A 14194-nucleotide genomic window follows, 5' to 3' on the forward strand; every position below is an offset into this window, starting at 1 on the left:
GCCGGTGGTTGGTGAAAACCGGAACAACCCGTACTTGAATCCCCCCTTGAGTGAATGGTGGAATCATAGTAAACCATTCCGTTTTGCCTACGTTACAGGCCTTGAGTGGTTCCGCACTATGGAGCTATAAGGGTGGCAACGCGGGTTCTCTCGTCCCTTCTATACACTATGTATGGAGGGGCCGAGAGTTTTTTTATTTCAGTCGATGTATTGAATAAAAGGAGGATATAACATGTTAGATGTTAAGCAATTACGAAAAGAACTTGATACAGTAAAGGAAAGACTAGCTACACGTGGTGGTGAGCACGAAGGACTAAATCAATTTGAAACATTGGACAGCGAGCGTCGTGCGCTAATTGTTGAGACAGAAGAACTAAAAAGCCGTCGTAACCAGGTATCACAAGAGGTAGCAAAAATTAAACGTGAGAAGGGCGATGCAGATGCGCTGATTCAAGAAATGAAACAAGTATCTGATAACATTAAGGCACTTGATGAAAAGCTTTTCCAAGTAGATGAGCAATTAGATGAAATTCTATCTACGTTGCCAAACCTGCCTCACGAAAGTGTGCCGGTTGGTGCCACAGAGGAAGAGAACGAGGAGTTAAAAAGATGGGGCGACATTCGCGAGTTTACATTTGATCCGAAACCGCACTGGGATCTGGCAACAGACCTTGGTATCGTTGATTTTGAGCGTGCAGCAAAGGTAACTGGAAGCCGTTTTGTTTATTATCGTGGAATGGGCGCTCGACTTGAACGTGCATTAATTAATTTTATGATGGATCTTCATGCAGATGAGCACGGCTATGAAGAAATTCTTCCTCCTTACATGGTGAATCGTGATAGCATGTTTGCAACAGGGCAGCTTCCTAAGTTTGAAGAGGATGCATTTAAAATTCGTGAAGAGGATTACTTCTTAATTCCAACTGCAGAGGTCCCGGTAACAAACTTATACCGTGATGAGATCATTGCAGGGGATACGTTGCCCCTTCGTTATGCTGCATACAGTGCATGCTTCCGCTCAGAAGCAGGATCTGCAGGACGTGATACACGTGGACTTATTCGTCAGCACCAATTCAATAAGGTTGAAATGCTTCACTTCTGTAAACCAGAGGACTCTTATGCTGAGCTTGAAAAAATGACGGAGAATGCAGAGAGGGTGCTTCAGCTTCTTGATCTTCCATACCGTGTATTAACGCTATGTACAGGAGATATGGGCTTCACAGCTGCAAAAACATACGATCTTGAAGTATGGCTACCGAGCTACGGTGAGTATCGTGAAATCTCTTCTTGTAGTAATGTGGAAGGCTTCCAGGCACGTCGTGCAAATATTCGCTTCAGACGTGAGGCTAAAGGGAAAGCAGAGCACGTTCATACATTAAACGGTTCTGGTCTTGCAGTTGGACGTACAGTGGCTGCCATCCTTGAAAATTATCAGCAAGAGGACGGCACGATTGCAATCCCGGAAGTGTTACAGCCTTACATGGGTGGAAAAACAATAATCTAATTGAAGGGATGGTTTTAAGATGAGATATGCGATTTGTCAGACTGCCCTTGTACCTGGTAACCCGCAGTCTAATTATAAGTTGATCGAACAATGGATGCATACAGTCATGAATGCAGAAGAGAAGCCAGACATTCTGGTACTCCCTGAAATGTGGACGACTGCTTATACATTACCTGATTTGCCGAAGCTTGCAGAGCATCATCTTGAAACCACTCTTCCTTTTTTGCAGCGTCTGGCAAAACGATACGATGTTCATGTAATCGGTGGGTCTGTCGCTAATCAAAGAGATGGTGGTATCTACAATACAGCCCTTGTTGTAAATAAAAAGGGTGAACTTGTTTATGAATACGATAAGGCTCATCTAGTTCCTATGTTAAATGAGCCGGCTTACCTGACAGAAGGCGGAACGCTTGGCCATGTGTTTGAGCTTGATGGCGTTAAAATGGGGGTAATGATTTGTTACGACCTGCGTTTTCCGGAGTTAGCCAGGTCTCTGGCGTTAGAAGGCGCACAGGTCCTGCATATTGTTGCAGAATGGCCTGAGGCGAGAACGACACATTGGCAAGCACTACAAGTAGCAAGGGCAATTGAGAACCAATGCTACGTTGTTTCAAGTAATGTAATTGGAACACATGATGGAGTTGAATTTGCAGGTTCCTCTATGGTGATTGATCCATGGGGAAATATTCTAGCACAGGCTGGTAAAGATAAAGAAGAAACCCTTCTTATTTCTTTAGAACTTAATCAGGTTCCAAAGGTAAGAGAAGATGTTCCCGTCTTTTCGAGTCGAAGGTCAGATCTTTACTAAAACATATATGTAAGTAGTTTATTGAAAAGAGGGATTAAGTATGTCAAACCAATCGCTGCCTCAGACACCCATGAGTGAACGTGAGCGCAAGAAGTTTTTACGAGGTGCGATCTTTTTAATGGCTACCTCCTCTATTGGACCAGCCTTTTTGACGCAAACATCCTTGTTTACGCAACAATTTATGGCGAGCTTTGCATTTGCTATTGTTGCTTCTATTATCATCGATATTGGTGCGCAGCTTAACATTTGGCGGGTCATATCAGTATCTGGCTTACGAGGTCAGGAAATCGCAGGCAAGGTGTTACCTGGTCTCGGTATCTTTGTAGCCATTCTTATGGTATTTGGTGGATTTGCCTTTAACATCGGAAACGTTGCTGGAGCGGGTCTAGGAATTAATGTTCTTTTCGGCTTACCTGTTGAGGTAGGTGCCATCATCACTGCGGTGCTCGCAATTATTATTTTTCTAGTTCGAAATGCCATGCGTGTTGTGGACTGGGTGATGCAGGTTCTTGGAATCATTATGATTGTTATGGTTGGATATGTGATGTTTAGTACAAGCCCGCCGCTGCAAGAAGTGCTAGTAAAGGCCGTTTTACCGGATAACTTTAACGCGCTCTTACTCCCTATTGTAACGCTAGTTGGTGGAACGGTGGGAGGATACATCTCATTTGCCGGGGGGCACCGATTGATTGATGCAGGGGTTGTTGGTCAGGAGAACGTAGGTTTTGTTAGCCGTGCAGCAAACTATGGCATCTTAACAACCGGATTGATGAGGGTCTTTCTTTTTCTAGCTGTTCTAGGTGTAGTGACGCTTGGGTATACGCTAGACGAGGGTAACCCTGCTGCAACGGTGTTCCAAGTAGCTCTTGGAGATATTGGATATAAGATGTTCGGGATTGTGCTATTCGCTGCAGCCATCAGTTCTGTTATCGGCTGTGCGTATACAAGCATTTCCTTTCTACGATCCTTCCATCCATTTTTCGAGAAGTATAACAGTATGATCATTGCCGTCTTTATTGCGATATCTACAGTCATCTTTGTTTTCATTGGACGTCCGGTCGCTTTGTTAGTCATTGCAGGTGCTCTCAATGCACTGATCTTACCTGTTGTCTTAACAACGATCTTAATCGCTTCTCGTAAAAAATCAATTGTAGGCGATTATCGCCATCCAAGTTGGTTGATTGTGTTTGGTATCATTGCCATCATCGTAACAATAGGTGCAGGGTACATCTCATTTGGTGCACTACTTGATTTATGGACAGGTTGATATCAATAAAAAGGATGCCATTGCGGCATCCTTTTTATTATGTGTAAGCGGGCTTACGTTTTCCTTGTTCGATCTCTTCCATGTAGTGACACGCAGCCATATGACCATCTTTAAGGTAATCTGTTGTGCGCAATTCAGGCGTTTCTGTACGACACTTGTCTGTTGCAAACGGGCAACGAGTGTGGAAACGGCAGCCTGCAGGTGGATCGATCGGTGAAGGTACATCCCCTTTTAGGATAATACGATTTGGTTTGTTTGTTGGATCTGGAACAGGAATGGCAGATAGTAAGGCTTTTGTGTAAGGGTGCTGTGATTGATCGAATACAGACTTCTTATCACCAATCTCTACAATACGTCCAAGATACATAACGATGACGCGATCTGAAATGTGGCGTACCACACCTAGATCATGCGAAATGAAAAGATACGTTAGCTTTAGCTCGCGCTGAAGCTTTTTCAACAAGTTAATTACCTGTGCTTGAATGGATACATCCAATGCAGATACGGCTTCATCACAAACGATGAGCTTTGGATCTACAGATAACGCGCGGGCAATACCGATACGCTGTCTTTGTCCACCACTAAACTCATGCGGATAGCGGTCAATTTGGTGTGGCCCAAGACCTACTGTATCCATTAATTCTTTAATACGGTTCTCGCGTTCTTTCTTAGGAACGGCATTTTGAATTTCCATCGCTTCTTCAAGTATTTGTCTGACTGTTTGACGCGGGTTAATCGATGCATACGGATCTTGGAAAATGATCTGTAGATCTTTACGCATTTTACGCATCTCAGACTTACTAATGGAAAGAAGGTCTTTCCCTTGGAATTCAATTTCTCCACTTGTTGGTTCATCCAGACGTAGGATAGCACGACCCGTGGTCGATTTACCACAACCAGACTCACCAACAATACTAACGGTTTCTCCTTCCTTAATTGCAAAGGAAACACCATCTACTGCTTTAACATGGTTAACTGTACGACCAAGCATTCCTCCCTTGATCGGGAAGTGCTGCTTAAGATCATTAACCTTGAGTAGTTCTTGTGCCATGAACCTTCACCTCCGGATCGCCGTCCCACTTATCAGAGTAGATCCAGCAGCGTATTTGATTTCCGTTTTCATCTACTTCTAAGTCTGGTAACGTGTTGCAGATCTCACTTGCATGTGGGCAACGTGGTGCAAAACGACAACCAGTTGGCATGTTAGCCGGACTTGGAACAGATCCTTTAATAACGGAAAGATCTTCACCTTCTACATCAACGTCGTGACGAGGAAGGGATTCAAGTAATCCAACAGTATATGGATGACGTGGATTCGCAAAAAGCTCCTCTACGCTTGCATATTCAACAACCTTACCGCAGTACATAACGGCTACATAATCACAGGTTTCTGCTACGACACCAAGATCATGTGTGATCATGATGATAGACATACCAAGACGATTTTGTAAGTCTTTCATTAATTCAAGAATTTGAGCTTGAATCGTTACATCAAGTGCTGTAGTAGGCTCATCAGCAATTAAAAGATCAGGATTACAGGCAAGAGCCATCGCGATCATCACACGCTGACGCATTCCACCTGATAATTCAAATGGATATTGATGAACACGTTTTTCTGGAGATGGAATACCAACCAGCTTTAACATTTCAATTGATTTCTTGATTGCTTCTTTTTTACCTAGCTTTTCATGAATACGGAAAGACTCCCCAATTTGTTGCCCTACCGTATAAACGGGATTAAGTGATGTCATTGGTTCTTGGAAAATCATCGAGATTTCATTTCCACGAATTTTACGCATCGCACTTTCACTTTTGCTTGTTAAATCCTCGCCTTTAAACTCAATTTCCCCACCAACAATTTTCCCTGGTTTTTGAATTAATCGTAGAATCGACATAGCTGAGATACTTTTACCAGAGCCAGATTCACCAACAATACCAAGGGTTTTGCCTTTTGGTACGTCAAAGGTCACACCATCAACAGCACGAACCTCCATACCTTGAGTGAAAAACGAGGTGCGAAGATCACGGATTTTAATTATAGATTCATTACCCATGAGAATTCACACACCTTTCATTAAGAGTAATTAATACGATCAGTCGACGTCGACTCGTTTGTTTAACAGTTTGTATGCTATATCAACAACTAAGTTTACAAGGACAAATAATAGAGAAACAACAAGAACGGTTCCTTGAACAATAGGGAAGTCACGTGCACGAATCGAATCAATAATTAAACGACCCATTCCGTTAATTGCGAAAACCGACTCAGCAAGTACCGTTCCTCCAAGTAGTGAACCGAACTGAAGTCCAACTACTGTAACAACAGGAATCATTGCATTTTTAAGTGCATGTTGATAAATGACATAACGTTCTTTAACCCCTTTAGCACGGGCCGTACGTATGTAATCCTGACCAATGACTTCAAGCATACTGGAACGTGTCATACGGGCTATGATTGCAGCACCGGTTGTTCCAAGTGTGACTACTGGAAGAACAATTTGTTGCCATGTTCCCCAACCAGAAGATGCGAACCATCCTAGGTTAATAGAGAAGTATTGAATGAGCATAAGACCCATCCAGAAGTTAGGCATAGACAGACCAAATAAAGCAATGATCATAATTCCTGTATCTGCGAAGCTGTAACGCTTTGTAGCAGAGATGATTCCAGCAATCATACCTAAGATGATACTAAAAATTGTACTATATAAAGCAAGCTCTACGGTTACCCAAAACCTGGCACCAATCTCATCGCCAACGGGTCTTCCGTTACGAATGGATGTACCAAAATCAAGAGTGACAACATCTTTTAAATAATTAAAATATTGTGTAGGCAATGATTCATTTAAACCTAAGCGTTCTCTCATCTGTTCCACTTGGTCTCCCGATGCTGCTTCTCCGGCAAGGATTTGCGCAGGGTCACCAGGGATTAGATGAATTAAGCTGAATGTAATAATCGTTACGCCAAGTAAAACAGGAATCGTTTGAATGAGACGTCTGATGATGAAGGTTAACATGTAATCGGCTCTCCTTTCTAATCTCTAAGCTTTGGATCAAGCGCGTCACGTAATCCATCACCAAATATATTAAATGCTAAAACAACAAGAACAATGGCAAGTCCAGGGAAGAGCGCTACGTGGCCAGCATCGTACATGTAGTTTCGACCATCTGCAAGCATGGCTCCCCATTCAGGAGTTGGAGGCTGAGCACCCAGTCCAAGGAATGAAAGTCCAGCAGCTGTTAGAATGGCTGTGGCAATACTTAATGTTGCTTGTACAATCAGTGGTGATGTGATATTCGGTAAAATATGTTTAAAGATAATTCGGAAATCACTGGCACCTAAGGCTTTTACGGCATCAACATATTCAAGCTTACGAACAGTTAAGGCAGAGCCACGGGCAATCCTAGCGAATACTGGTACAGAGAACAACGCAACCGCAATGATTACATTATTCATGGAAGGTCCGAGCACAGATACAATCGCAAGAGCAAGTAGGATTCCTGGGAATGCAAGCAGAACATCGGTGATACGCATAATAAGGGTATCGAGTCGTCCGCCATAATAACCTGAAATTACACCAAAGATTGTTCCGACAATGGAACCAAGTGCGACAGATGAGAACCCTACATAGAAGGTTAAGCTCATTCCGTGGATAATACGTGTAAAGATATCTCGACCATGGTGGTCAGTGCCTAACCAATGGTCAGCAGAGGGTCCTTCTAATTTTACAGAGTAATCTTGAGCATTTGGTTCAAGCGTTGTAAAGTATGGACCAATCAATGCTACGATCATTAAAAAGACAATTAAGAAAGCTCCAACCATAGCCGGTTTATTACGAGCTAAACGCTTAAAAAAGCTCTTCATGCTTTTAACCCGAGGGTTTTCGACAGGAGCCGGCGCATATTGATTGGGTGGTTGTTGTTCTTGCATAGCTTCTAACTTCCTTTCTTTAGGAGAATCATAGTAACGTGTAAGCCTTATCCAGCCTGTACTCACGTTGATAGATTATACCATGATCAGCCCATAAAAAAACAAAAAAACTATTAATGAAAAATAATCTTACAAATTATTTCGACTAAAATGCCAGATTCTGTCGTCCGCGATTACACATGAGCGCTGATGTGTCAGTACTAACGAGATATTGTAGGCACAAAGTCCTGATTGGAAGCATTGTCAAGAAAAGTATTGAATAGATAAGTAGTTTTAAGGTATAGTGATTAAGAAATTTTCTGAATAAACACAAAAGTGAGAGGGGTAAAAAAACTTGGAAAATTTAAAAAAGAGAACTTTCTTTAGTTTGTTACTGGCGCTTTCTGTTTTTATGGCTGCATGTGCAAGCGAGCCAACTGGTAATGAAGGGGAATCTACTGGAGACGGAGAAGGAACGTCAGAGAATGAAGGATCAGAAGGCGGCGGGGATCTTATTATTTCTCTAGCATCTGATGCTGTTTCACTAGACCTTCACAAATCAAACGATACATATTCAAGTAACGTGGCTTCAAATATTTATGAAACTCTTGTTTACCACGACAAAGATCTTAACCTTAAAGAAGGCCTAGCTGAAAGCTTTGAACAGTTAGATGAAAATACATGGGAATTTAAATTACGTGAAGGTATTAAGTTCCACGATGATTCAGATTTTAATGCTGAAGTTGTAAAAGCAAACCTGGATCGTATTCTTGATCCGGAGGTAGCATCACAGCGTGCTTTTCTTTATGACATGGTCGAAGAAGTAAAGGTTGTTGATGATTACACAGTTCAGATCGTCACTGAGTACCCATTTGCACCACTTCCTGCACACCTAGCACATACGGGTGGTGGAATGATGAGTGCCGAGAAGATTGCTGAAGACTATGAAGCAATGGAAAATGGTGAAGAGCCAGGTTCTGTATTAAATAATGAGCCGACTGGAACAGGTTACTTTGAGTTTGAAAGCTGGGCTCCAGGTAATGAAATCAAATTAACGAAAAACGAAAACTATTGGGGAGATCCTGCAAAAGTTGACTCAGTTACATTCCGAGTCGTACCTGAGGATGGAACGCGAATTGCTGATCTAAATACAGGAGCAGCTCACATTGCTGATCCACTAAGCCCAAGTGATGTCTCACAAATTGAAGCAACAGATGGAATGCATGTAGACTCTACTGAGAGTGTAGCCATGATGTATATCGGATTTAACTCTCAGAAGGAACCATTTGATGATCCAAACGTACGTAAAGCATTATCAATGGCTATTAATAAGGATAGTATTATTCAAGGAATCTACGATGGACACGGACTGGAAGCAAAGAGTCCGCTTGCTCCAAAAGTATATGGTTATAGTGAAGACATTGATGTAATTGAATATGATCCTGAAGAAGCGAAGGCTCTTTTAGAGGAAGCTGGTTACGGTGAAGGAGAACTTTCCATTACATTTAACACAAGTGATCACCGTGAGCGTCAGAACATCGCAGAAAATGTTCAACAAGCACTAACTGAAATTGGTGTTAATGTAAGTATTGAAATGGAGGAATGGGCATCATTCCTAGAGTCAACAGCTAATGGCGAACAAGAAATGTTTGTACTGAGCTGGTCAACAGTAACAGGTGATGGAGATTACGGTCTCTTCCCACTATTCCATGAATCTCAATTTGGTTCTGCGGGTAACCGTACATTTACAGATAATGCAGAGCTTAATGAGCTGCTGATGTCTGCTCGTCAAAACGAAGATCAGGAAGCACGTTTAGGTCAATATGAAGAAGCTCAAAACATCATTGCTAATGAAGCAATTGTGTATCCACTTTTCCATGAAGACTATCTACTTGGCGTAAGTGATAGTGTAGAAGGACTGTGGCAGCATCCAACAAGAAGACTAATGCTTCAGGATGTTACACTGAACTAAATAAGGATAGAAAATGAGAGCGGGTGTCCATTCAATATGGACACCCGCTTTTTTGGTGCAAGCAAATAATAGTTAAAAGCGACCTTAATCCCTTATATTGTTATTGTCTGATAATATAAAAAATACTGAATACGTTTTCTTAAAATAGGGTCCTAACCCTTGATGGTGTTTGATAAATCAGATAATACAAACATGTGCAAAAATAAAAAGTAAACTAAAATTATTGTCCAACTATTTAAAATCATGTATAGTGTATAAAGATTAATACATCAATATAATGTTTAAGGGGGAAATACAATGAAGTTAGGGAAAAAACATCTATCAATGTGGATGCTTATTCTTTTAGTAAGCTTTGGTTTAGCAGCATGTGCTAGTGAGCCAGATGCAAACTCAGGTTCAAGCGATGATGATGCAGCTGCTGGAAATGAAGAAGGTACTGGTGGCGATTTAGTCATTGATACGAAGTCTGAACTTGTTTCACTTGATCCACACGGTGTGAATGACGTACCTTCTGGTAATGTTCAATCAAATATTTACGAAAAACTTGTTTTCTTTGATGAGGAAATGGATATTCAAAACGGTCTTGCTGAAGACTGGAAGCAAGTAGATGAGAACACACTTGAATTCAAGCTACGTGAAGGCGTTACATTTACAGATGGCGAAGCATTTAATGCTGAAGCTGTAAAAGCAAATATTGAACGTATTACGGACGAAGAAATTGCATCACAGCGTGCATTTTTATTCGCGGATGTTTCAGAAATTAATGTTGTAGACGACTATACGATTCAATTTATTACAGAAGAACCTTCTGCTTCATTGATTTTCAGCTTTGCTCATAATGGAGGTAGCATGATTAGCCCTGCATCCATTGAGGAAGATTATGCTGCAATGGAAAACGGAGAAACGTCTGGTTCTGTTATTGGAACAAACCCAGTGGGAACAGGTATCTTTAAGCTTGATGAATGGGCTTCTGGAAACTTTGTTCGTCTTGTGAAAAATGAAGATTACTGGGACGGGGAAGCGAAGCTTGATTCTGTAACATTCCAAGTTGTTTCAGAGGATAACACTCGTTTAGCTAACATTGAAACAGGAAGTGCTCATATTTCTGAGCCAACTGCACCAAGTGATGTTAACCGTGTAGAAAACTCGGATGTAATGGATATTGTTCAATCAGACAGCTTAAACGTTTCATATATTGGTTTCAACACAGAGAGAGAACCATTTGATGATGTGCGCGTTCGTCGTGCAATCTCTATGGCAATTAATAACGAAGATGTAGTAAACAACCTATACAATGGTTATGGTACACCTGCAAAAGGTCCAATTGCTCCAGGAGTTATCGGATACGATGACAGCATTGAGCCAATTGAATACAATCCAGAAGAAGCAAAGAAATTGCTTGAAGAAGCTGGAATTGAAGATGGTTTTGAAATCACAATTTCTACAAACGATACAACAGAGCGTCAAGATTTAGCTACATTTGTTCAAGCTGAACTTGAAAAAGTAGGACTAAATGTGAATATTGATATCGTTGAGTGGGGTGCTTACCTAGAGCAAACAGCTCAAGGTGACACAGACATGTTTGTTCTTGGATGGAGCTCGGCTACTGGAGATGCAGATTATGCACTTGAGCCATTATTCCACTCTAAAAACAAAGGTAATGCTGGTAACCGTTCTTTCTACGAGAACGAAGAAGTAGATGCATTGCTTGATGAAGCGAAAAACGAGTTAGACACAACAAAACGTAACGAGCTTTATAGCCAAGTCCAAGAAATCCTAATTGAAGAAGCACCACTTTTATACACTCACCATAAGGTTGAGCTAAATGCGGTTGCTAATACTGTTCATGGTTTCTACCGTCACCCAACTGGAGACTTCTGGTTGAAAGACGTTTACGTTGAATAATACGTACTAATTGAAAGTAGACCCTCTCGCCGAGGGTCTACTTTTTTATTTGAAAAATATGTCGATTAAATAAGTAAAAAGTCATGTTTTGTGAGAAAAGGTGAAAAAACAGTCGTAAATTGTCTGAATATAAGCTATATTAGTTCGATAATAGATGTTTGAATCTTTTAAATACTATCAAGAGTTTGAAAGGATGCATATTTATGAAAAAGTCTTATTTACTCCTTGGTTTACTAACAGTGGGGTTAGTGGCGTGTGCTAGTGAGCCACAAGCTTCCGGATCAGCAGATGAGGCTTCGACGGATGGTCAGGGCGGAGATCTAGTGATTGATATGGGGGCTGAGGCCGTTACGCTTGATCCTCATTTAGCGAATGATGTTCCATCTGGAAACGTGGCGTCTAATATTTATGATAAGCTTGTAAACTTTGATGGAGAGATGAATATAGAAGAAAACCTCGCTAAGAAATGGGAGCAGGTGGATGACCTAACACTTCGCTTTGAGCTTGAAGAAGGGGTAACCTTCCATGACGGGGAACCATTTAATGCTGAGGCTGTTAAAGCGAATATTGACCGTGTAACGGATCCTGATATTGCCTCACCAAGAGGATATCTATTTGATAATATATCAGATGTAAATGTTGTGGATGATTATACAGTAGAGATTATAACAGAGGAGCCATTTGCACCATTAATTTATAGCTTTGCTCACAATGGTGGATCAATGATTAGTCCGAAAGCAATTGCAGAAGACTATGAAGCAATGGAATCTGGCGAAAAACCAGGAAGTGTGATTAATAATCAGCCTGTAGGTTCAGGTTACTTTGAATTCGAATCTTGGAATGTAGGACAAGAGATCAAATTAGTAAACAATGAAGAGTACTGGGGAGAACCTGCTAAGCTAGATTCGGTTACATTTAAAACAGTGCCAGAGGATGGAACTCGTTTAGCGGATCTAGAGACTGGTAGTGCTCATGTATCAGATCCATTTAGTCCATCTGACGTAGAGCGAGTGAAGGCAACGGATGGTTTAGATGTGATCGAGTCAAACAGTATGGGAATAGAATATATCGGCTTTAACACAAAGAAAGCGCCTTTTGATGATAAACGTGTTCGTCAGGCTGTTTCTATGGCAATTAATAATGAAGCGGTTATTGAGAATCTATTAAATGGATACGGAACACCTGCAATTGGTCCAATGTCTCCACAGATTATCGGATTTGATGATTCAGTTGAGCCTTTAGGCTATGATATTGAAAAAGCAAAAGAGCTTCTAGCTGAAGCGGGTCATCCGGATGGATTTGAAACAACAATTTGGACAAATGATAAGCGCGAGCGTGTAGACTTAGTAACTTATGTACAGCAGGAACTAAAGCAATTAGGTATTGATGTAAAGACAGAGACAATGGAATGGGGCTCTTACTTAGACCGTACAAACTCTGGCGATCATGATATGTTTGTTTTAGGATGGAGTGCATCAACGGGAGATGCGGATTATGCGTTGTCCCCACTATTCCATTCAATGAACCACGGGGCAGCTGGTAACAAGTCATTCTTTGATAATGAAGAGGTTGATCAATTATTAGAAGATGCTCAGCATGAGATGGATGAAGAAAAACGTATGGCCATGTATAAAGAAGTACAGGATATCTTAATTGATGAAGCGCCACTTCTTTACACTCACCACAAGCAAGAAGTAAATGCGATTAGTGATAATGTTAAAAATCTATGGCGCCATCAAAGTGGAGACTTTAAACTCCACGATGTATATATTGAAGAGTAATATCGATCGCCCGGGAGCAGACACTGCTCCCGGGTTTTTTAACGCGCTCATTGCAGTGTAACCGAGCTATCTGCTACGATACATAAAGATAAAGTCGGAGGCGAGAACGATGTCCACTCTCATAGTAAAAGAACAAGACCATACGTACTGGATGCGGCAGGCAATGAAAGAAGCAGAAAAAGCAGAGGCAATAGGCGAAGTGCCAATCGGGGCTATTATCGTAAAGGACGAAACAGTCATTGCTCGGGCTCATAATTTACGAGAGAAGTTACACAGTGCAACGGCGCATGCTGAGTTACTTGCTATTCAAGAAGCGTGTAGGACACTTGAAGCTTGGCGATTAGAAGATTGTACTCTCTACGTAACACTGGAGCCTTGTCCAATGTGTGCAGGTGCGATTGTTCAATCAAGAATCCCCACGGTTGTATATGGAGCCGCAGATCCAAAAGCGGGTTGTGCGGGGACACTCATGAATCTATTAGATGAATCTCGTTTTAATCATCGAAGTGCGGTGGTAGGAGGCTGCTTGGAAGAGGAATGCGCGGCGCAGCTCACAACGTTCTTCCGGAAATTACGAGCAGAGAAAAAGAGAAGGAAGATGGAATCGGATAGTAACCTTGCATAAAGTGAGATTTTGCCGTATACTGAACTTTGCCGTGCTAGGTGGGGAGGTAGCGGTGCCCTGTCACTCGCAATCCGCTAGAGCGAGACTGAATCCCTTTCCTAGGTTATATCATCTTTTGGCCTGCCCTAAGTAAGTAGTGTTGACGTTTGGGTTCTGCGCAACGGAAACTCATGAATCCTGTCAGGTCCGGAAGGAAGCAGCAGTAAGTGAATCCTTTCGTGTGCCGCAGAGTTGCCTGGACCGAGCCAACTGCTTAGGTAACGCATGGGATGGTATGATCAAAGAAAGGTGCACGGTATATATACATAGAACTCAAGCAATTGCGCATGCGCAATTGCTTTTTTCTTGTTACATCTCACCTGAACTATCAATTACGTATGGAAATGTCTATAATAGAAGAAAGAGAAAAAGAAGGGACGGGATAT

The 14194-nt window shown here is 41.7% G+C and carries 11 protein-coding genes, 1 other RNA gene and 1 other annotated feature (1 of these 13 running past the window's edge); of the genes, 8 read left to right on the top strand and 4 right to left on the bottom strand.

Going from position 1 to position 14194, the window contains the following annotated elements; all coding sequences use genetic code 11:
• Positions 1–161, top strand: a binding site (T-box leader); it begins 50 nt to the left of the window's first position.
• Between the two features lie 71 nt (positions 162–232).
• The 3 genes from serS to NSQ54_00095 are packed head-to-tail and all read left to right on the top strand — an operon-like array spanning position 233 to position 3579.
• A complete protein-coding gene (serS, locus tag NSQ54_00085; protein WYP26579.1) occupies positions 233–1504 on the top strand; it encodes a serine--tRNA ligase in 1272 nt (423 codons plus the stop codon).
• A 19-nt stretch (positions 1505–1523) separates the two neighbouring features.
• The gene (locus NSQ54_00090) at positions 1524–2312 is read left to right on the top strand and encodes a carbon-nitrogen family hydrolase (GenBank protein WYP26580.1); all 789 of its coding nucleotides are present in this window, start codon (positions 1524–1526) and stop codon (positions 2310–2312) included.
• A gap of 40 nt (positions 2313–2352) precedes the next feature.
• Complete coding sequence (locus NSQ54_00095; protein WYP26581.1) at positions 2353–3579, top strand: NRAMP family divalent metal transporter; 1227 nt, start codon at positions 2353–2355, stop codon at positions 3577–3579.
• A gap of 37 nt (positions 3580–3616) precedes the next feature.
• On the opposite strand, the gene NSQ54_00100 is transcribed toward NSQ54_00095, so the two are convergent.
• From NSQ54_00100 to NSQ54_00115, 4 genes are read right to left on the bottom strand one after another with little or no spacing between them, the layout of a single operon-like run.
• The gene (locus tag NSQ54_00100) at positions 3617–4630 is read right to left on the bottom strand and encodes a dipeptide ABC transporter ATP-binding protein (protein ID WYP26582.1); all 1014 of its coding nucleotides are present in this window, start codon (positions 4628–4630) and stop codon (positions 3617–3619) included.
• Complete coding sequence (locus NSQ54_00105) at positions 4605–5633, bottom strand: ABC transporter ATP-binding protein (protein ID WYP26583.1); 1029 nt, start codon at positions 5631–5633, stop codon at positions 4605–4607. Before NSQ54_00105 ends, NSQ54_00100 begins: the two co-directional genes overlap by 26 nt.
• Positions 5634–5672: 39 nt before the next feature.
• Complete coding sequence (gene nikB, locus NSQ54_00110; protein WYP26584.1) at positions 5673–6593, bottom strand: nickel ABC transporter permease; 921 nt, start codon at positions 6591–6593, stop codon at positions 5673–5675.
• A 17-nt stretch (positions 6594–6610) separates the two neighbouring features.
• Positions 6611–7507: an ABC transporter permease gene (locus NSQ54_00115; GenBank protein WYP26585.1), complete on the bottom strand. Its 897-nt coding sequence runs from the start codon at positions 7505–7507 to the stop codon at positions 6611–6613.
• A 334-nt stretch (positions 7508–7841) separates the two neighbouring features.
• On the opposite strand from NSQ54_00115, the gene NSQ54_00120 reads away from it, so the two are divergent.
• From NSQ54_00120 to ffs, 5 genes are all read left to right on the top strand, one after another.
• Positions 7842–9458 carry a glutathione ABC transporter substrate-binding protein gene (locus tag NSQ54_00120; GenBank protein ID WYP26586.1) on the top strand — a complete coding sequence of 539 codons (1617 nt, stop codon included), beginning with the start codon at positions 7842–7844 and terminating at the stop codon, positions 9456–9458.
• 297 nt (positions 9459–9755) lie between these two features.
• Positions 9756–11363 carry a glutathione ABC transporter substrate-binding protein gene (locus NSQ54_00125; protein ID WYP26587.1) on the top strand — a complete coding sequence of 536 codons (1608 nt, stop codon included), beginning with the start codon at positions 9756–9758 and terminating at the stop codon, positions 11361–11363.
• 203 nt (positions 11364–11566) lie between these two features.
• Complete coding sequence (locus NSQ54_00130; GenBank protein WYP26588.1) at positions 11567–13144, top strand: glutathione ABC transporter substrate-binding protein; 1578 nt, start codon at positions 11567–11569, stop codon at positions 13142–13144.
• 109 nt (positions 13145–13253) lie between these two features.
• Entirely contained in the window at positions 13254–13769 is a 516-nt protein-coding gene (gene tadA, locus NSQ54_00135) for a tRNA adenosine(34) deaminase TadA (GenBank protein WYP26589.1), read from the top strand.
• A 29-nt stretch (positions 13770–13798) separates the two neighbouring features.
• Positions 13799–14065, top strand: an RNA gene (gene ffs / locus NSQ54_00140) — signal recognition particle sRNA large type.
• The last annotated feature ends 129 nt before the right edge of the window (positions 14066–14194 follow it).

Source organism: Alkalihalobacillus sp. FSL W8-0930 (assembly GCA_037965595.1).
GTDB lineage: Bacteria > Bacillota > Bacilli > Bacillales > Bacillaceae_D > Alkalicoccobacillus.

What these genes read in the sequence shown, in the direction of transcription:
- serS (WYP26579.1), top strand. Translation starts at nt 233, where the DNA reads ATGTTAGATGTTAAGCAATTACGAAAAGAACTTGATACAGTAAAGGAA.
- NSQ54_00090 (WYP26580.1), top strand. Translation starts at nt 1,524, where the DNA reads ATGAGATATGCGATTTGTCAGACTGCCCTTGTACCTGGTAACCCGCAG.
- NSQ54_00095 (WYP26581.1), top strand. Translation starts at nt 2,353, where the DNA reads ATGTCAAACCAATCGCTGCCTCAGACACCCATGAGTGAACGTGAGCGC.
- NSQ54_00100 (WYP26582.1), bottom strand. Translation starts at nt 4,630, where the DNA reads ATGGCACAAGAACTACTCAAGGTTAATGATCTTAAGCAGCACTTCCCG.
- NSQ54_00105 (WYP26583.1), bottom strand. Translation starts at nt 5,633, where the DNA reads ATGGGTAATGAATCTATAATTAAAATCCGTGATCTTCGCACCTCGTTT.
- nikB (WYP26584.1), bottom strand. Translation starts at nt 6,593, where the DNA reads ATGTTAACCTTCATCATCAGACGTCTCATTCAAACGATTCCTGTTTTA.
- NSQ54_00115 (WYP26585.1), bottom strand. Translation starts at nt 7,507, where the DNA reads ATGCAAGAACAACAACCACCCAATCAATATGCGCCGGCTCCTGTCGAA.
- NSQ54_00125 (WYP26587.1), top strand. Translation starts at nt 9,756, where the DNA reads ATGAAGTTAGGGAAAAAACATCTATCAATGTGGATGCTTATTCTTTTA.
- NSQ54_00130 (WYP26588.1), top strand. Translation starts at nt 11,567, where the DNA reads ATGAAAAAGTCTTATTTACTCCTTGGTTTACTAACAGTGGGGTTAGTG.
- tadA (WYP26589.1), top strand. Translation starts at nt 13,254, where the DNA reads ATGTCCACTCTCATAGTAAAAGAACAAGACCATACGTACTGGATGCGG.